Origin of the sequence: Varibaculum prostatecancerukia, assembly GCF_943169825.2 — a bacterium.
GTDB classification, from domain to species: Bacteria; Actinomycetota; Actinomycetes; order Actinomycetales; family Actinomycetaceae; genus Varibaculum; species Varibaculum prostatecancerukia.
Genome location: NZ_OW968402.1, coordinates 309034 through 324810 on the forward strand (window position 1 = coordinate 309034; position 15777 = coordinate 324810).

The following is a 15777-nucleotide window of genomic DNA, read 5'->3' on the forward strand; positions in this document are numbered from 1 at the left end:
AATAGTTCACCGAATATGGTCAGGTCGATTTGTCTGCGGGTTAGTCCCAGGTGGGCGAGCCCGATATAGGTCAGGCGGGTAAAGATTGCCTCGTCACTATCTATTAGGTGTCCTTTTTCTTGGTTTGCCCTTTTGGGTCTGGGGTCTCGGTCATGATTGCTCGCCGGGTGCCGCGCTGTAATGCCTGGGCGATAGCCTCCCGATAGTCAGCTAAATCTGCAGGCACAGTTAGTAACTCTACTGCTTCTTCGGTCAGTTCTGGGCGCTTATCGTCTGGATGGGTGAGGTTGTGTATTTGTACGGACTGGTTAGCGAGCAGGGCGATAAGCCAGATTACCTCACCGAGTGACTTATCCATATCTTCGCTAGTTTCCAGGGATTGACCTAAATGTTCTAGCCCTCCGTAACGTTGAGCTATAAGGCGGGTCGCACGGGTAGTGAGGACGAGCTCGTATTCTTGACCTGCGATAGTGATTGTCGCGCTCTTTAAAGCGGAGCTACCTGTCGGGCTGGTTTGGGTTTTCGCTGTCATGGCTTACCTGCTGTTCTAGTTGTTTGTCGGTTTAATGCTGGTTGTAGCGGCAGGCTCATACACCTGCCTGTACCAGCTGGAGATAGTCTCAGCTTTCACGCCGGTGGCTCCTTCGGTGACTTCGGCTTTCCACGGGTGCTTGCCGGTAGCGTCTGGTTTATTACGCCGCAGAATCGTTCCCTCAATACTCGGGGTAGAGAACGTGATCGAATCAGCTTTGGTCGCCAGCGTGGTTCCCGGCAGAGCAAATTTGACGCGGTAAAGCCAAAAATACTGGTACTTCCCGTTAGAGCGTGCAGCTCTAAAACCAATAGCCACGGGTGTGCCACCATCCTCAGAAGTGCTGATAAGTACCCCGTTGGCGTCCAGTCTCGCACCAGTTAAGGCAGCTGCAGCCTCTGCCCCGAGATCATCAACCCCAAGAGTGAGCGTTCCAGATTTGAATTCCTTGACAATCTCGGATGCCCCGTCATCGGCATACAAAATCGCCTCAGCCACCTCCACAGACAATTCTGCAGATATTGCTTTAGCGAGCGGTTTAGGAACGGCATAGGTTTCCTCACCGCTAGTGGGATCCTCAGTGATGGTTGCGTAGTAGAGCTTGTCTAAACCAATAGTTGCCATGATGTTTCTCCTTTTGGGTAGTAATTTTCGTGACATGGGTGTCTTTAGATGTCATCGAGAGATAGAATTGGGGAATGAGAGAGAAAAAGCGATGCTTGACCTATGCGGTGTTCGGGATTTATCTGCTCTTGTTGTTGTGGATGGTGCTGTTCAAATTCGCCACCAGCGTTGACGACATACTGGGCATGCGGCATGGGCGCTACTTAAATCTGATCCCATTTACAGATTCTGCGAATCTTTACGGGTCGAACTTCTTTGATGAGATCGTGGTCAACTTCCTTATTTTCATCCCGTTTGGCTTGTACATGAGGATGTTGTTGAAACGGCGCTCATGGTTAATTCAATTGCTCCCACCGTTTTTAGCAAGCGTGGCATTCGAGGTCGTTCAGTACGTTTTCGCTATTGGGATCAGCGATATCACCGATGTCATAATGAACACTGCTGGAGCCGCTACTGGCTTAGCAGTTTTTGCTCTGCTAGCCAGATTCTGGCCTGAAAAGAGCGAAAAAGTCATTAACGTCATCGGGTTAGTCCTGGAGATCTTGTTCATCGGATTTTTGACTTTCCTGATCATTGCAAACTCTTAAGGACAGGCTCTAAAACTCGAAACATCGATGGAATAGTGGTGAAAACCGGTATCCGCCTCGTATCCGATATAGCGCCTGCCTGTAATAACCAGGCGAGCGCTGATTAGAGCTTTCGTGATCTGGTCTCTTAGTGCCAGGTAGTTGGTTTTCGTGAACAGGCTGATTCGGGCTTCTTCTATTTCGACGCCGGGGGTGTTGTCGGCGAAGATCTCGAAAGAATCTGTTAACGGGGTGAATACTAGATACGTGTCTGGGGCTGGGGAGGCGGTGTAGCAGCTGACTGCATAGGCGAGCCCAAGTTGTTTAGCGATTTGGCTTAGGTTTTCTAAAAGCCCGTTCATGGTTTCACCTGCTGAATTCGCGCGGCCAGGGTTTGTTTCATTGCGGTGATTGCGGCTCGCCTGGTTTGTGAACGCGTGGGGGCTAGGAAGGGTCTAGCGGGCTGGTTGGAGCGTCCGTGTTCTAGAACGTTAGCGATTAGTGCGTTAGCTCTACCATCGTCTCGGTTCTCGGCGAAACCAACTTTGACGTTGTAGTCTCCTCGGCTATTGACTTTTACTGGCGCGGTTCCTAACGCTTTGGCGAGCTGTCCGGTAGAGCGGGAGGGCTGTTTCGTTGAGCTGCCGATGGCGGCAGAAAGGTTAGAGCGCATACCCGGCTCCACTATGTTAGCCCCGGCTTTAAGTACTTGCTCAGCGGAGTTATCAATGAGGCTGCTGGCTGAGTCGAGTGCGTCAATGAAATCGTTGGGAAGCTTGATTTGTACTCTAGCCATCAGGGTGCTCCTTCTGCTTCGGTGCGGTGGGCGAGGATCTCGATATAGCGGCCGAGGTATTCGACAGCATCAATCACACACCTGCCACGTGCGGAGCTGATTTGCATTGCCTCGGTTATTTTTATGCCGGGTATTGCTCGGATCCTAAATAACAGGTCTGCTTTGGTGTAGGCGGCGCGGTTGACCCACGCACCACTTGCGTGCCGCACTTCCATATATGCGCGCACCGAAGCAATAATCTCGTTACCAGTAGTGGCGAACCCGGCAGCGTCTTTAGTAACCACTGGCTGTATCAGGTCGATGTGCTCGCTCATTTTGCCTAGCGTTGCCATGGGGCGCGTCTTTCTTTAGATTTTCCAGTCCCGATCCAGACGAAGCAGGGTGTTAACTGCGTTCCACACGGCGCGGGCAGCATCGGTTTTGTCTGCCCAAAACCCGGCGGTTGCTCCATCTCTGGATTCATAGAAATGGGTGGCGAGCATGATAATGCCTTGCCGGGTTGCCTGCGACATGGGCTCCGTTTGGTAGTAGCCCTCGGGCAGATGTTGATAAGCGGTAGCGTAGGAGATGGCAGCCAAAACAAACGAGGCAATCAAAGAATCATCCTCGCTATGGTCGACCAGCAGATTCTGCTTGACTAAAGCCATGAGTTCGTCTGTTTTCATGGCTGCCACCTCCTAACTATTTTTCTGGTTTACCCGGCGGTCTTCTGGGTAAGAACCTTGATCGCCTCGGGCAAGACGAGCTTGCCGTCTAGGCGTTGGGAGGCGAGGAACCCGATCTGCCCGGTGGTTGCAAATAGCTCGTTTAGGCGTTTGAAGGAGCGACCTTGCCGGTCAGCAATCCAATAAAAACCGAGGTCACCGAACGCTACTGTGCGCGCCCCGGCTTTGACCTCAGGTGCAAAAACACTGGTGTAGACGGGTCGGCCAAGGATCATGTCTGGAGTCCCAGCAGTTAGGGCTGGTTGCCACAGGTACTGCCCGTTACCGTCTTTGAGCTTGCGTACGGTCTTTACTGTTGCATCGTTCATCAGCCACACCGCGCGCGCCCGGTACGGGGCGCGCAAACTATAGTGCAGATCGATGAGTTCATCAGCGCTAATGTCGGTAGGCTTACTGGTGGTCACGCCTAAGTCTGCTCCGCCGGTGGGGTTGAAGATACCGGTGGGTTTACCTTTACCATCGCCAACCAGGAAGGCTTCTTCTTCAGCAGCTCCAATACGGCGAGCAAACTCGCTCGCTAGGTATTGTTCAACGTTAAATGCTGCGTCGTTGAGCAGTTCTTCGCTGATTTTGAGGAAGGTACCCAGCTTGAACGCCGACAGGGAGATTTGGGTGAAGGCTTCATCGGATTCGTTGTATGGTTTGCCTTCATCCAGCCAGGTAGCGGTGCCATGGGTAGACACGACCGGGATTTTACGATCCCCGCTAGTGGTCTGGATAACCTTGGCGAGGGTGCGCATGATGTTTTGGTCGGCTAAAGACTGCACTAGGGTGCGTTCGAACTCGTCAGGCACTAGGTATCCGCCCTCAGAATCCACCCCCTCGCTTAGCGCATTCCTTACTTCCATGGGGGAGGTGTTAAGCCGCATCGCATCCCAAAACGCCCGCTTGTAGGAAGCTGTAGCACGGGCAGGCTTGACCTTACTGTCTTCGCCCATGGCGCTTCCAGGAGCGGAAGTGATGGGATTACAGGTCGCCTTGGCAAGAGTGTTTTCTAGGTGTTCGGCTCGCTCACATCGAGCAATCTCGCCGCTAAGTGCCTCAATCTCGGCCTCCATTTTGGCGTAGGCCGCGTCATCTTCGGCGTTTAGACAGCCAGTCTCGCTATCGCGCCGCTCATCTAGAAACTTCTTAGCTTTATTCCAGGTTTGGGCACGGCGGGTATACAAATCAGTAACAGTAGTCATAATGGAATATTTCCTCTCTTAGTTAATGGGGTTGGTTGGTTAAATGGGCGTATAAATCAACAACCCGCCGACCACAAGAGGCAGCGGGCTTTAAACAAGGATGCTCACTTACAGGAGGCGGCGGCCCGGGAGGGGCAGCACTTTTACCGTGCATATCTAGTTGGGCAACAAGTTGTTGCTCTGAAACCTTTCTGGAAAACACCACGCCGCGCTCATTTTTCGCTCGCCCCGGTACTTTCTTGCTCGCGGATTCTTCATCCTCTCCATCACCAGGATCATCACCCTTGTCAGGATTGGCCTTATTGGGTTCGTCATCTTTGTCTGGAATAGAGCCCTGTTTACTGGTGAGGATTTTATTTGCGAACCCCAAGTCGATAGCAGCTGTTGCGTCCATCCATGTCTCCATATCCATGAGCTTGGACAGTTTCGCCCGGGACAGGCCAGTTTTTAGCTGGTAGGCGTTGATAATCGAGTCTTTGACCGATTCGAGCATGTCGAGGGCACGCGACAGCTCGGTTTTATCTCCCATAGCGAGCGTGGCGGGATTATGGATCATGAGCATCGAAACCGGGCTCATTGCCACCGTGGGCGCCGCCATAGCAATCACAGATGCCGCCGATGCCGCGATCCCGTCAATATTCACCGTGACTTTATCGGGATAATCCAGCAGCATGTTGTAGATACGAGCAGCTGCCACTACGTCACCGCCAGGGGAGTTCAGCCAGATAGTGACCGGCCCAGACCCCGCGTTTAACTCGGAGGCAAAAACCGCTGGGGTTATGTCCTCATCTAGCCATGATTCCTCAGCGATAACCCCGTTAATACGCAAAACCCTTTCACCCCCATCACTGTCCGGGCTGGTTTCCTCTGGGGTTAGCCAGTTCCAAAAACGCTTCACATTCTCCTCCTCAATAGTTGGTTCTCTCTAGGTTCATCACCAGACTCGCCTTCTTTAGCTTGTTGTGAGTCGGCATAAGCCCCAGCCATAGGAAGCGGGAGCATGTTCCCGTTCACCAGGTACAGATCCCCGCCATCAGCCGCCTCGATCCGGTCAAGGTTTTCTAACTCTCGGATATCGTTGGCGCTCATCCACCCGTTTTGGCGAGCTACCGCGTATCCCTCCATACGTGACTGGTAATCCCCGCGCAGTAGGCCCTCGACATTGAACTTCACAAACAACTGCTGCTTTTCACGCGGGTTCAAGAGAGTTTTCGTGATGGCTTGTTCCCAGCGGATTACCCACGGATCAAGCGTGTATTTCACAAACTCTAAAGACTGCTGTTCAATATTGGAAAACGAGGATTTTTCCAGGTCGCCAATCATGTGGGGCGGAATACGAAATATTCGGGCGATCTCATTGAGCTGAAACTTCCGTGTTTCTAAAAATTGTGCCTGCTCCGGGCTTACCGATATCGGCGTGTACTTCATACCCTCTTCCAAAACAGCGACTTTGTTGCCGTTACGAGCGCCACCGAAGGTTGCCTGCCAGGATTCGCGCACCCGAGAAGGGTCTTTGATCGTGCCTGGATGCTCTAACACCCCGCCAGGAGCCGCCCCATTAGCAAAAAATGAAGCACCGTAATCCTCGGTGGCCTGCGCGAGCCCGATAGCGTTTTTTGCCATCGCGATCGGGGAATAACCAACCAACCCATCAAAACCAAGACCTGGAACATGAAGCACATCGTTAGGGGTAAGACGGATGGTTTTATACTCTCCTGCGGGTTCGTCCCAGGAGGTCTGGTACTCGTAATACAAAGCCTTGCTGTCTAGATCCCTGCCTACGCTCATCCGATTCGGTTGCAGCGGATACAGTCCAATGACTTCGCCTAGACCGTTACGCACTACCTGAGCAAACGCATTACCCCACAACAACAGGTGCGTCATGAGGGTTTCTCTAAACACGAAGCTCGTCATCTCTGGGTTAGGTTCATCATGCAACAGCCGGTATAAGGGGTGGTCTAGGGCTTTTTTCTTGCCGCCACCGTCCTTGTAACGGTAGACGTGCAGTGGTAGCCCGGCTATCGCCTCAGCCAAGATCCGCACGCAGCCATAGACAGCAGTCATCTGCATCGCGCTACGTTCGGTCACCGGACGCCCAGCAGACGTCGGCCCAAACAAAAAGCTGTAGCTGGTGGACAGCTGGTGATTCTCGACTGGTTTCACTCTGCCGCGTAGCCAGTTGAATAGGCCCATGGTTTTTCCCTTCTGCTCATGAAAAAATGAGTGCATGCAAAGGTGGAAAAGACGCGGCACCTGCATGCGCTTTGGCGGGCTTTTCGCGTGCTATCTTTTACTGCCTGCTCTCATGACAGCCGCCATCGGAGTATTCAGCGCCCCTGATTCAGGAATGACGCTGTTTATCTTGATGCTGTTCATAGCGTTTCCACTCGCCACTATTGCGCTAGCCGCCTGGGACGCAGTCACGGAGGGATTCACGGTTTTATGGATAGTGATGCCGATACTGTTTTTCATGGTGCCCACGGTTATCTTTTTCAACGAATCCGCGCTCATCTACGGAGCCATCTATTCAGTGCTAGCAATAGTGGCCAATGGTGTCGGTAGCCTGTTTCACCCAAAATCTCACAGCACCAATAGTCCCCGCGAATCATAAACTGAGCTCGCCTCTGGGGTATTGCCGCACCTGATTGCCCGATCCAAGGCCATGATGGTTGCGACTACGCCGTCGATCTTCTCCGTGGACTTTTGCTTATCTGGCTTAATGTTGCCTGCCGGGTCGGTGCGCACGTGAATGTTATCGACCATCCAGGCCAGCACCGGGTGCCCTCCATGCGCCAACCGTCTTTCGAGGGCGAGTTTCATCAGTTCCTTTGATGGTGGGGACATGTCTTTGAAGCCTTGCCCAAACGGCACCACCGTAAACCCGGCATCCTCCAAATTCTGTGACATTTGGACAGCGCCCCACCGGTCGAAAGCGATTTCTCGGATATTGAATCGGGTGCCAAGATCCTCAATGAACTTCTCGATATACCCATAGTGCACCACGTTGCCTTCAGTCGTGAGTAGGTGGCCTTGCTGATGCCATAGGTCGTAGGGGACGTGATCCCTAGAAACTCTGAGTTTGAGGTTGTCTTCGGGTATCCAAAACCAGGGCGCGACCGTGTATTTGTCATCGTCATCCGTGGGTGGGAATACGAGAACGAAAGCAGTGATATCGGTGGTGGATGCCAGGTCGAGCCCGCCGTAACAAACACGTCCTTCTAACTCATCTAAGTGGACTGGGCCATCGTTTTTGTTCCAGGTGTTCATGGGCATCCACCGCACAGACTGTTTGACCCACTGGTTCAAACGCAATTGTCTGAAGGTGTTTTCTTCAGCCGGATTCTGCCTGGCACTATTACAAGCGTCCCTAACTTTCTGGATTGGCACCGTCACGTCCAAGGATGGGTTGGCTTTATGCCACACGGCTTCATTAGTCCAATCATCATCTTGCGCTGCCCCATATATGACTGGATAAAAGGTGGGGTCGTGCTTTTGTCATCTAGAATGTCTTGGGCTTTTGGTGTTGCTCGTAGCAGATGCTGTGGGTGTCGGTGCCGGCGGTTGTGATCAGGAAGTACAGCGGCTGGGTGCGAGCATCCCCACTGCCTTTGGTCATCACGTCGAAGAGCGCCCGGTTGGGTTGGGTGTGTAGCTCATCGAATACCACTCCGGAAATATTGAATCCGTGTTTGGAATAGGCCTCGGCGGATAGTACCTGGTAGAAGGAATTAGTAGGGGAGTAGATGATACGTTTTGGCTTCTAAGGATCTTTACCCGCTTGGCTAGTGGGGACACATTCTCACCATGTCGGCTGCCACTTCGAACACGATGGATGCTTGTTGCCGATCGGCAGCACACCCATAAACTTCAGCGCGTTCCTCGCCATCGCCGCAACACAGCAAGAGCGCGACGGCGGCGGCTAGTTCAGATTTCCCTTGCTTTTAGGGATCTCCACGTAAGCGGTAGTGAATGGCGAAACCCGTCAGGTTTGACCACCCCGAAAAGGTCGCGAATGATTTGTTCTTGCCAATCAATCAACTTAAAGGTTTTCCTGCCCACCGGCCTTTCGTATGCTTTAAGGCTTGGATGAACGCGACCGCAAAATCGGCTCGACGCTTGTCGTAGCGCGAGCTTTCAGCCATGAACCGTGTCGGTTGATATTCAGCTAGCTGACGCATACGAATCAGTTACCTTCTGTTGGTTAAAAGTCAGTTGCTACCGGCGATAGCAGGTGCCCTCATGCCCGGCGGACTAGGCTTCGGGCAGATTAGCTAACGCCCAGGCGATCGCATGTCCTGCGTCAGCGAAAAGGTGGTCTGACTCAGCGATGAGTTCGAGTTCGCATTCTCCGCGGCCTCGAGTTGGGCTGAACCCGCTGACGGGTTCTTCCATCAACCGGTAGATTTGGGCGTTATTGCCAAATCCTTCAGTCTTGGTCAGGTAGCAAAACTTGCTAGCGTGTAGCCTCCGTAGGCAAGAACCGTCCCGTAGGAATCAACGCTCATCTGGAGGGTTTCGCTGGTGACCTTTGTGCTGTTCATGGCTGGTGCCTTTCTGTTGTGTACCGTTTCGGTATGTATATACAGCCATAGACTTCGCTACTTATCCAGTCATTTTCCGCCTATTTTCAAGAAAACTTAGAGATGTACATCTCTAGGTCATAACGCTTCACGATAAAGGCAAACCCCACGCCAGGTGGGGTTTGCCTTTGTGTTTAGTTTTAACGGGTCAGGTGGTAGTTGACAACGTTTCCTGGTGTAGCATGCTCAAGTTCACGCACCATCGCTGCTGCCCGCCCGTATCCCTCGGTGACTTGTTCGATGTTGTCTAGGTTCAACGCTCCGTAGGCGGTGGTTTGCATCCGCCATTGATCGGTTTCAAAATCCCGGTCAAGCTCCGGGGTGTAGGGAACAGCGGGGAAGGAACAATAGAAATCGCGACCCGGCCAGGTTCAATCTCAATGCTGGTGATGGTGTATCCCAACCGGTTAGCACGTCCGATAAGGCGTTCGGTGTTTTCTTCCTCGACGCTGCATTCAGGTTCTTTGGTGTTCATGGCTGTTCTTATGTGTTGTGTACCGTTTCGGTATGTATATACAGCCATAGACTTGCCTACTTATCCAGTCATTTTGCCGCCTATTTTGCCTAATAAATAGTGGTTTACATCTCTTGGTTAGTGTTTACTTGTGGCGGGGTTTTCCATGCAGAATCACCGTTTAATGGTGCAAGTAAGATCTTGCGTACTTCCTTATTTTCTTTACCAGAAAGTCCGATGCGGTAAAGCAGGGAGCGCAGTTCATACTTCTCATTCACCACCTTGTCACTCGCGGCGCGGTGGGTGGTGAGCCCGATGCGTTTCGCATATGCGACCATTTTGCTTAGGAACTCGGTGTATGCCGTGATCTTCTCGAACTCTGGCAGCTCATCCCACCAAGGAAAACTCAGCCCCTCGCTACTGGTGGTGATGCTAAGCTGGCTCGCGCCGAGCGCTTTAGCGATCAAGTCTTTCTTGGCTGCGATAAGTTCATGCAGCCTTGCCAGCTCAGTCTCATCAAGCGTGGCGGGTAGGGTGACTACGAGTCCGTAGTTTTCAGCCTTTTTGGTGTTCACCATTGCTCATCCTCCTCACCATCAAATTCGATGCTTTGAACGTCCAGCCATGTGCGGATGAGGCGCATGAAGTCGTGCGGGAAGTTGGAGACAATCATTTCTACGTGCTCGTAGCCGTGGTCTTCGGCTGCATCCCACACCGCACCAATATCGGTCAGGTCGACTCCGAGGTTTTCGATTTCTTCTAGATCGGCGTATAGCTGTCCCATCATCACCAAACCCTCTCTTTCTTGCTGGTTGTTTGGTCATGTACATACAGCCATAGCTTCGCGGGCTTATCCAGTCATTTTCGCCTTAAAATCAAGGAGTTTTAGTGGTCTCGGCGACTATCTGAGTGAGCACGAGTTTGGCGCACGGCAAAGCTATCCCGTTTCCCCACAGCTTGTATAACGCCCGGTCAGTGACGGGATTGGCGAGCCATTTTTTCACTTGTGCTCTTGTTTTGGTTTCCTTCAAACCTGCCGCTACTGCCCACCTGGCCCAGACCTGCCACCAGTAATCCAACTGTGAATCTGTAGGATTGCTGATTGCTAAATCTCGTGTCCAATCGTCAGGGAAGCCTTGTAGGCGGGCGCACTCGGTGGGCGTAAGCCTGCGCACCCTATAACCGCTAGGTTGTGGCGCGGTGACAATAGGCGGATCAGTAAAATCCGAGGCAAGTAGAGGCCCGGTGAGGTTGTTGGTGCCCTTGCAAAAGAAATCACTCTTTGATGCCGAAACTACCGTGTCGACTATCGCGATCCCACCCTGATTACAGGTCGGGCAGATACCGCTTGTATCTAAAGTTTTTGCGACCTCGGTTTCGTAGCCGTACCTGCCAGTCCGGCTTTTACGCTTGGTATGTATAGCGTTGAAACCATAAGCGATCGGCTCAAAAATCCTCTGATCGTTATTACAACCAAGCCTGCCAGAAATATCGGTTTGGATAAGCGGGCCTTTACCACCTCCAGGTTTCCCGCCATGCATCCGCAACGTGAACGAGCGCGCTACACCATTTCTGCTGCTTGCTGTTTGAGGGCTTGATGCAGGATTGCTGGTAGCGGCTTGCCCCTGGTCGCAGCCCGCCTGAGTATTCCGGCGCAGGCTCGGGGGCTCAAAGAGTATGTGTCCGGCACGCTCGCTTGCAAAATCTGCGATAAGGAAGATCCGTTTGCGTCGTTGGGGCAGGCCGAAAAATTGCGCGTCCAATACTCGCCACGCAATACTCCATTGGTCTGCCACGATCGCTCCAGCTTTATGCCACTTTTGTACTCGAGGTAGGTCAGCCGCTGCCGTTTCGTCGACAACCGAGATGAGGTTTTGCAGGACGCTGTGGAAGTCTGCCCCTTTATTGCTTGAGAAGGCTCCGGGCACGTTTTCCCAAACAGCGAATCTTGGATATAGACCATGACTTGCCTTTCTCATTTCTCTGATGACTCTGACGGCTTGGTGGAATAGACCCGAGCGTTCGCCAGCTAAACCTGCCCTTTTACCTGCTACCGACAGGTCTTGGCAAGGAGAGCCAAACGTGACCACATCCACCGGCTCTAGCTGACTGCCGTCAATGTCGCAGATGTCGCCTAGGTGTTGCATTTGCGGAAGGCGCGTGGTGGTGACCAGGATCGGGAAGGGCTCAATCTCACTTGCCCACACCGGCACTATGCCAACCTTGGTGGCGGCGAGTGGGAAACCACCTGAGCCATCAAAAAGCGAGCCAAGCCTTAAAGTTTGTGTCAAGGGTTAGCCTTTCTGCTTGGGGCGGTCGACCTCTTTGACCAGATCCAGGTAGGCGTATTGCCCACCGCCTCGCTCACACGTGATCCCTGCTGCGTCTCCGGTTGCTTCGGCATAGCGGCGCACAATCACGGAAGCGTATTTCTCATCTAGCTCCATGCAATAGCAAGTGCGGTCTGTGGCTTCTGCAGCCATTAGCGTGGAACCAGAGCCAGCAAACGTATCTAGCACTATCGCGTTGGTTTGGGTGGAGTTACGAATCGGGTAAGCCAACAGGTCTAGTGGCTTCGAAGTCGGATGGTCACTGTTTTTGCGGGGCTTGGCGAAATTCCACACCGTGGTTTGTTTGCGGTCGGCATACCAAGCGTGAGAGCCGTCTTTCTTCCACCCATACAGCACCGGTTCGTGCTGCCACTGATATGGGGAACGACCAAGTACGAGGGAGTCTTTGACCCAAATACAACAGCCCGACAGGTAGAAACCAGCATCAAGAAACGCTTTACGGAAGTTGAGGCCTTCGGTGTCGGCGTGGAAAACATAGGCTGACCCTCCCTTATCTAGGGATGCCGCCATGTTGGTGAATGCAGCTAGTAGGAACTGGTAGAAGGTGTTGGCGTCTTGTTTGTCGCCTGCGATTTTCAGGCCGCTGTTCGATTTGAAGTCCACGTTGTAAGGCGGGTCTGTGACCACCAGATTAGCCTGTTTGCCATCCATCAAGGTTTCGACGTCGCTTGGGTTCGTGGCATCCGCGCACATTAGGCGATGCCTACCAATCCTCCAGATATCGCCTTTTTCGACAAAGGCTGCCGCTTCTAGGGCGGCGTTCAGGTCGAAGTTATCGTCCTCGATACTGTCGCCGTCAAGAGAACCTATTAACTGTTGTATTTCGGATTCGTCGAAACCGGTGAGTTCAACCTCGAAATCGGAAGCATCCAGGTCGGCTATAAGTAGGGCGAGTTTGGAATCATCCCAATCGCCACTGATCTTGTTTAGAGCAACGTTGAGCGATTTTTCGCGGGTTTCGTCTAGCTCGACGACCACGCAGTCCACGGTTTTATAGCCCAGATCAGCCAGTACTTTCAGACGCTGATGCCCACCCACAATATTTCCGGTGGTTTTGTTCCAGATGACTGGCTCCACATACCCAAACTCGCTCAGGGAGCGCCTTAACTTTTCGTAGTCCGCGTCCCCAGGTTGTAGGTCTTTGCGGGGGTTGTAGTCAGCTGGGGTGAGATCACTTATAGCTATTTGCTTGATGCGCATGGTTTTTCACCGCCTTGACAATTTCGCGGCTAGTAGTCCAGGTGTCTTCCCACTTGCGTGTGTAATCCCCGAAATGCCCATACGTCGAATAGCGCACATAGCCGGGTGCTCGCAGCCCAAACTGGTCGATGATTGCTGCTGGCCGAAGATTGAACACATCTCGAGCCGCAGCCGTGATTATTTCGTCGGTGTATTGGCCGGTGCCGAGCGTGTCAACACTGAAAGCAACCGGGTCGGCTTTACCAATCGCGTAACTAATCGCCACCTGGCACCGGGATGCAAGATCCGCATCCACCACGGTTTTCGCGATCAGCCGCGCCATATAAGCACCCGAGCGGTCAACCTTAGAAGGATCTTTACCACAGAAAGCTCCACCACCATGAGAAGCTAGCCCGCCATAGGTATCAACCATAAGTTTTCGACCAGTGAGTCCAGTGTCAGCTTTAGGGCCGCCCTCCACGAACCGCCCAGAAGGATTCACCAAAATAGTCGTGTTCTCATCGACAGGAAGATACGAAGAGCAAGCTGGACCGATAATCAGCGAAGTTATTTCACGGCGCAACACCTCGAAATCCTTGGATTTATCGTGCTGGACGGAAACCACCACCGTCTCTACGGCTTGCGGTTTTCCTGCGTCGTCGTAGCGCACCGAAACTTGTGCTTTACCATCCGAAAGGATCCCAGTGATGGTTCCTTGCTTGCGCGCATCATCTAGCCGCTTACAAATCTCGTGGGCTAAAACAAGAGGCAATGGTAAACGCTCAGGAGTATCAGTGCAGGCATAACCGTAGACCGTGCCTTGATCACCAGCACCCTGAAGACAATAAGCAGACTCATCACCATGGCGAGCCTCTAAAGATGTGGTCACCCCGCCGTTAATATCACTAGATTGACGCCTCACCCACACATACACCAAAAATCTCCACGGCTTATAGCCAGCCGCAGTCAGTGCAGTTCGTACGCAATCACGCAAGTCCACACGAGCATTAGTGCTGATTTCACCAGTAACAATAATCCGCCGCCCAGTAGCCATGACCTCTACCGCGACGCGGGCGTTGCGATCAGTGTAGAGAATCTCGTAGAGAATCTGATCAGCAATTAAATCGCACAGTTTATCGGGGTGACCGATACACACTGCTTAAGCACTGCGAACCATAGTCATAGGAATGCCCTTTCAGTAGAAAAATCAAAAGAAATAAAAACTCCCCACCATGTCAGCCAGGAGTGGGGAGCGAAGATAAAGAGGCGAACCCGAGTCAGGTGTTACACTGGAATACGTGCAAGACGAAACGAGTAAACCTAATCCGCCAGAGCCTTCCGGCGGCGATGGTAGGGCCGTGGTTTACGGGATGATTGCTGGGATGATGGCCGGCATTATCTTTGGGTTCATTATGAATAATATTGCCTTAGGGGTAGGTATTGGCACCGGAGTTGGAATCGCGCTAGGGGCAGGCTTTAGCGAAACAAAAGGCTCCAAATAGCCCCGGGAAACAAGTAGGACGCATCTACGAGCGTGCTTTCAACAACTGCTCCATAACCTCATCACCCGGAGCCGCACCCGAATAGTCACTAGTGCAGTTAGCCCGCACAATCTCAAAAATCTCATACCAATACACGTTTGCCTGTTTACCAAAAGACTGGGACATCGCAACGAACGGGGAAGCGATAGCAGCCCCAGTGGTCGGGTGCTTGCCGAGCAAACCGAACTTGGAAATCGCCTGCTCACACTGCACATAGCGGGCGAACGCCTGGGCGTAGGCCTCAATCAGACGCTTAGAAACAAACCTCGTGCAACCACGCTCATCCAACCACCGCCAGGTTTCTTTGTAGACAAGGTCAGCACCCAAGGGTTTGCCATCGCGCTGAACCTCCGACAGATACTCAGAAGGCTCCGGCATCACCTCACCAGCAAGCACCGCGCCATCACCAACATCTGCGCCCTCAAAATCAAAAGGGGTCGCTAGCGGATCTTCCAGGCGAGTAGCAGGCAGACCCTTGGCGAGTTTCTCATTGAGCGGGTCGGGTTTCGCGCCAGCCCTCACGCGGCGCCCACCGCGATTGGTTCCGTCTTTCGCCACGGCTATCAGCCTCCTATCTGACCTGCGGTGGCCAGAAAAAACGGCCTTCAAATATGCGCTAGGTTAATACCCTGTTTGATTCGGTCTTTTTGCGTACGGTTGGCCCCGCCCGCTGACCTTCGCCAAGGCTGTAGAGATTCGAGGCCCCCAACCCCTAACCGAATCCTCGACTGCTCCCGTAACGTGGCGTGGGAACAAGATCGATATTTTTAGGGTGGGGAAGTGCTTGGTGGTTATGTCGCGTTTTTCAAAAAATCTAGTAGGTGTAGACCTGAAGGGCTTGCCTCCATCTGTCACCGTCTAACGCGCTCTGCCTGGAGTGGCAGGGTTTGCACAGGCTGCGCAGGTTAGAAAAGTCGTGGCTGCCACCATGCTCTAAGGGCAGGACGTGGTGGACTTCCTGAACTGGGGTGGTCACTCCTTTTTCCAGGCAGTCTTCGCACAAAGGATGTTGCGCGATGTATGCGGCGCGAATCTTGCGCCAGCGCGCACCGTAACGCTTGTTGATTCTCGGGTCACGTTGAAACTTACGGTAGTTCTTGTCCGCCTCCTGGGCGTGGATCTCGCAGAATCTTTCGCGGGTCAGTTCGGGACAGCCAGGCGCAGAGCAGGGGTGTTTGGGTTTGCGTGGCATTCCCGTTATCTCCTGTGGTGATGGTAAAGCCCCGAGGGAATGTATCCGTT

The 15777-nt window shown here is 52.8% G+C and carries 22 protein-coding genes and 1 pseudogene; 3 read left to right on the forward strand and 20 right to left on the reverse strand.

The window, feature by feature from the left end; all coding sequences use genetic code 11:
• Window positions 1–103: 103 nt before the first annotated feature.
• Together KO216_RS01315 and KO216_RS01320 are read right to left on the reverse strand one after the other, a co-directional pair.
• Window positions 104–532, reverse strand: coding sequence for a polysaccharide deacetylase family protein (locus tag KO216_RS01315; RefSeq protein WP_215522496.1), 429 nt, complete (start codon window positions 530–532; stop codon window positions 104–106).
• 15 nt (window positions 533–547) lie between these two features.
• Window positions 548–1156, reverse strand: a complete 609-nt coding sequence (locus KO216_RS01320) for a major tail protein (protein ID WP_215522497.1) — start codon at window positions 1154–1156, stop codon at window positions 548–550.
• A gap of 74 nt (window positions 1157–1230) precedes the next feature.
• On the opposite strand from KO216_RS01320, the gene KO216_RS01325 reads away from it, so the two are divergent.
• Complete coding sequence (locus KO216_RS01325) at window positions 1231–1743, forward strand: VanZ family protein (protein WP_215522498.1); 513 nt, start codon at window positions 1231–1233, stop codon at window positions 1741–1743.
• Here the strand turns inward: KO216_RS01325 and KO216_RS01330 are convergent.
• From KO216_RS01330 to KO216_RS01360, 7 genes are read right to left on the reverse strand one after another with little or no spacing between them, the layout of a single operon-like run.
• Window positions 1740–2084 carry a hypothetical protein gene (locus KO216_RS01330; RefSeq protein WP_215522499.1) on the reverse strand — a complete coding sequence of 115 codons (345 nt, stop codon included), beginning with the start codon at window positions 2082–2084 and terminating at the stop codon, window positions 1740–1742. The two genes, KO216_RS01325 and KO216_RS01330, sit on opposite strands and share 4 nt — an antisense overlap.
• Window positions 2081–2518, reverse strand: a complete 438-nt coding sequence (locus KO216_RS01335; RefSeq protein ID WP_215522500.1) for an HK97-gp10 family putative phage morphogenesis protein — start codon at window positions 2516–2518, stop codon at window positions 2081–2083. Before KO216_RS01335 ends, KO216_RS01330 begins: the two co-directional genes overlap by 4 nt.
• On the reverse strand, window positions 2518–2850 hold the full coding sequence (locus tag KO216_RS01340; protein WP_215522501.1) for a phage head completion protein: 333 nt from the start codon (window positions 2848–2850) through the stop codon (window positions 2518–2520). The genes KO216_RS01335 and KO216_RS01340 overlap by 1 nt, the downstream gene beginning before the upstream one ends.
• 15 nt (window positions 2851–2865) lie before the next feature.
• Window positions 2866–3183 (reverse strand): head-tail connector protein, encoded by a 318-nt coding sequence (locus KO216_RS01345; protein WP_048707971.1) that lies wholly within the window; start codon window positions 3181–3183, stop codon window positions 2866–2868.
• Between the two features lie 29 nt (window positions 3184–3212).
• Entirely contained in the window at window positions 3213–4430 is a 1218-nt protein-coding gene (locus KO216_RS01350) for a phage major capsid protein (protein ID WP_215522503.1), read from the reverse strand.
• Window positions 4431–4452: 22 nt separating this feature from the next.
• Window positions 4453–5328: a head maturation protease, ClpP-related gene (locus KO216_RS01355; protein WP_215522505.1), complete on the reverse strand. Its 876-nt coding sequence runs from the start codon at window positions 5326–5328 to the stop codon at window positions 4453–4455.
• On the reverse strand, window positions 5325–6623 hold the full coding sequence (locus KO216_RS01360; RefSeq protein ID WP_215522506.1) for a phage portal protein: 1299 nt from the start codon (window positions 6621–6623) through the stop codon (window positions 5325–5327). Before KO216_RS01360 ends, KO216_RS01355 begins: the two co-directional genes overlap by 4 nt.
• Before the next feature lie 34 nt (window positions 6624–6657).
• Between KO216_RS01360 and KO216_RS01365 the strand changes: the two genes are divergently transcribed.
• Entirely contained in the window at window positions 6658–7041 is a 384-nt protein-coding gene (locus tag KO216_RS01365; RefSeq protein ID WP_251451713.1) for a hypothetical protein, read from the forward strand.
• Here the strand turns inward: KO216_RS01365 and KO216_RS01370 are convergent.
• The 9 genes and pseudogenes from KO216_RS01370 to metK form a co-directional block, all read right to left on the reverse strand.
• A pseudogene (locus KO216_RS01370) lies at window positions 7011–8608 on the reverse strand (terminase large subunit). The gene KO216_RS01365 and the pseudogene KO216_RS01370 overlap by 31 nt on opposite strands.
• 73 nt (window positions 8609–8681) lie before the next feature.
• Window positions 8682–8822 carry an Nmad4 family putative nucleotide modification protein gene (locus KO216_RS09695; protein WP_508162240.1) on the reverse strand — a complete coding sequence of 47 codons (141 nt, stop codon included), beginning with the start codon at window positions 8820–8822 and terminating at the stop codon, window positions 8682–8684.
• Window positions 8823–9150: 328 nt separating this feature from the next.
• On the reverse strand, window positions 9151–9291 hold the full coding sequence (locus KO216_RS01380) for a hypothetical protein (protein WP_251451715.1): 141 nt from the start codon (window positions 9289–9291) through the stop codon (window positions 9151–9153).
• Window positions 9264–9485, reverse strand: a complete 222-nt coding sequence (locus KO216_RS01385) for a hypothetical protein (protein ID WP_251451717.1) — start codon at window positions 9483–9485, stop codon at window positions 9264–9266. Before KO216_RS01385 ends, KO216_RS01380 begins: the two co-directional genes overlap by 28 nt.
• A 104-nt stretch (window positions 9486–9589) precedes the next feature.
• Window positions 9590–10042, reverse strand: coding sequence for a virulence protein (locus KO216_RS01390; RefSeq protein ID WP_215522507.1), 453 nt, complete (start codon window positions 10040–10042; stop codon window positions 9590–9592).
• Complete coding sequence (locus KO216_RS01395) at window positions 10036–10251, reverse strand: hypothetical protein (RefSeq protein WP_169756763.1); 216 nt, start codon at window positions 10249–10251, stop codon at window positions 10036–10038. The genes KO216_RS01390 and KO216_RS01395 overlap by 7 nt, the downstream gene beginning before the upstream one ends.
• A gap of 88 nt (window positions 10252–10339) precedes the next feature.
• Window positions 10340–11755 carry a DNA cytosine methyltransferase gene (locus tag KO216_RS01400; protein ID WP_215522508.1) on the reverse strand — a complete coding sequence of 472 codons (1416 nt, stop codon included), beginning with the start codon at window positions 11753–11755 and terminating at the stop codon, window positions 10340–10342.
• 3 nt (window positions 11756–11758) lie between these two features.
• A complete protein-coding gene (locus KO216_RS01405) occupies window positions 11759–13015 on the reverse strand; it encodes a site-specific DNA-methyltransferase (RefSeq protein ID WP_215522509.1) in 1257 nt (418 codons plus the stop codon).
• A complete protein-coding gene (gene metK, locus KO216_RS01410; RefSeq protein ID WP_251451719.1) occupies window positions 12987–14150 on the reverse strand; it encodes a methionine adenosyltransferase in 1164 nt (387 codons plus the stop codon). The genes KO216_RS01405 and metK overlap by 29 nt, the downstream gene beginning before the upstream one ends.
• A gap of 142 nt (window positions 14151–14292) precedes the next feature.
• Here metK and KO216_RS01415 point away from each other — a divergent pair, with 142 nt between their 5' ends.
• Complete coding sequence (locus KO216_RS01415; RefSeq protein ID WP_235858507.1) at window positions 14293–14496, forward strand: hypothetical protein; 204 nt, start codon at window positions 14293–14295, stop codon at window positions 14494–14496.
• 24 nt (window positions 14497–14520) lie between these two features.
• Here the strand turns inward: KO216_RS01415 and KO216_RS01420 are convergent, their stop codons facing one another.
• Complete coding sequence (locus tag KO216_RS01420; RefSeq protein ID WP_215522510.1) at window positions 14521–15093, reverse strand: P27 family phage terminase small subunit; 573 nt, start codon at window positions 15091–15093, stop codon at window positions 14521–14523.
• 256 nt (window positions 15094–15349) lie between these two features.
• Window positions 15350–15727, reverse strand: coding sequence for an HNH endonuclease (locus KO216_RS01425; protein ID WP_215522512.1), 378 nt, complete (start codon window positions 15725–15727; stop codon window positions 15350–15352).
• Window positions 15728–15777 lie beyond the last annotated feature (50 nt).

Excerpts from the sequence above, each read along its gene's own strand:
- KO216_RS01385 (WP_251451717.1), bottom strand. The coding sequence starts at position 9,485 with ATGAACACCAAAGAACCTGAATGCAGCGTCGAGGAAGAAAACACCGAA.
- KO216_RS01335 (WP_215522500.1), bottom strand. The coding sequence starts at position 2,518 with ATGGCTAGAGTACAAATCAAGCTTCCCAACGATTTCATTGACGCACTC.
- KO216_RS01330 (WP_215522499.1), bottom strand. The coding sequence starts at position 2,084 with ATGAACGGGCTTTTAGAAAACCTAAGCCAAATCGCTAAACAACTTGGG.
- KO216_RS01325 (WP_215522498.1), top strand. The coding sequence starts at position 1,231 with ATGAGAGAGAAAAAGCGATGCTTGACCTATGCGGTGTTCGGGATTTAT.
- KO216_RS01350 (WP_215522503.1), bottom strand. The coding sequence starts at position 4,430 with ATGACTACTGTTACTGATTTGTATACCCGCCGTGCCCAAACCTGGAAT.
- KO216_RS01320 (WP_215522497.1), bottom strand. The coding sequence starts at position 1,156 with ATGGCAACTATTGGTTTAGACAAGCTCTACTACGCAACCATCACTGAG.
- KO216_RS01390 (WP_215522507.1), bottom strand. The coding sequence starts at position 10,042 with ATGGTGAACACCAAAAAGGCTGAAAACTACGGACTCGTAGTCACCCTA.
- KO216_RS01360 (WP_215522506.1), bottom strand. The coding sequence starts at position 6,623 with ATGGGCCTATTCAACTGGCTACGCGGCAGAGTGAAACCAGTCGAGAAT.
- KO216_RS01345 (WP_048707971.1), bottom strand. The coding sequence starts at position 3,183 with ATGAAAACAGACGAACTCATGGCTTTAGTCAAGCAGAATCTGCTGGTC.
- KO216_RS01380 (WP_251451715.1), bottom strand. The coding sequence starts at position 9,291 with ATGCAAACCACCGCCTACGGAGCGTTGAACCTAGACAACATCGAACAA.
- KO216_RS01340 (WP_215522501.1), bottom strand. The coding sequence starts at position 2,850 with ATGGCAACGCTAGGCAAAATGAGCGAGCACATCGACCTGATACAGCCA.
- KO216_RS09695 (WP_508162240.1), bottom strand. The coding sequence starts at position 8,822 with ATGGAAGAACCCGTCAGCGGGTTCAGCCCAACTCGAGGCCGCGGAGAA.
- KO216_RS01315 (WP_215522496.1), bottom strand. The coding sequence starts at position 532 with ATGACAGCGAAAACCCAAACCAGCCCGACAGGTAGCTCCGCTTTAAAG.
- KO216_RS01395 (WP_169756763.1), bottom strand. The coding sequence starts at position 10,251 with ATGATGGGACAGCTATACGCCGATCTAGAAGAAATCGAAAACCTCGGA.
- KO216_RS01425 (WP_215522512.1), bottom strand. The coding sequence starts at position 15,727 with ATGCCACGCAAACCCAAACACCCCTGCTCTGCGCCTGGCTGTCCCGAA.
- KO216_RS01365 (WP_251451713.1), top strand. The coding sequence starts at position 6,658 with ATGCAAAGGTGGAAAAGACGCGGCACCTGCATGCGCTTTGGCGGGCTT.
- KO216_RS01405 (WP_215522509.1), bottom strand. The coding sequence starts at position 13,015 with ATGCGCATCAAGCAAATAGCTATAAGTGATCTCACCCCAGCTGACTAC.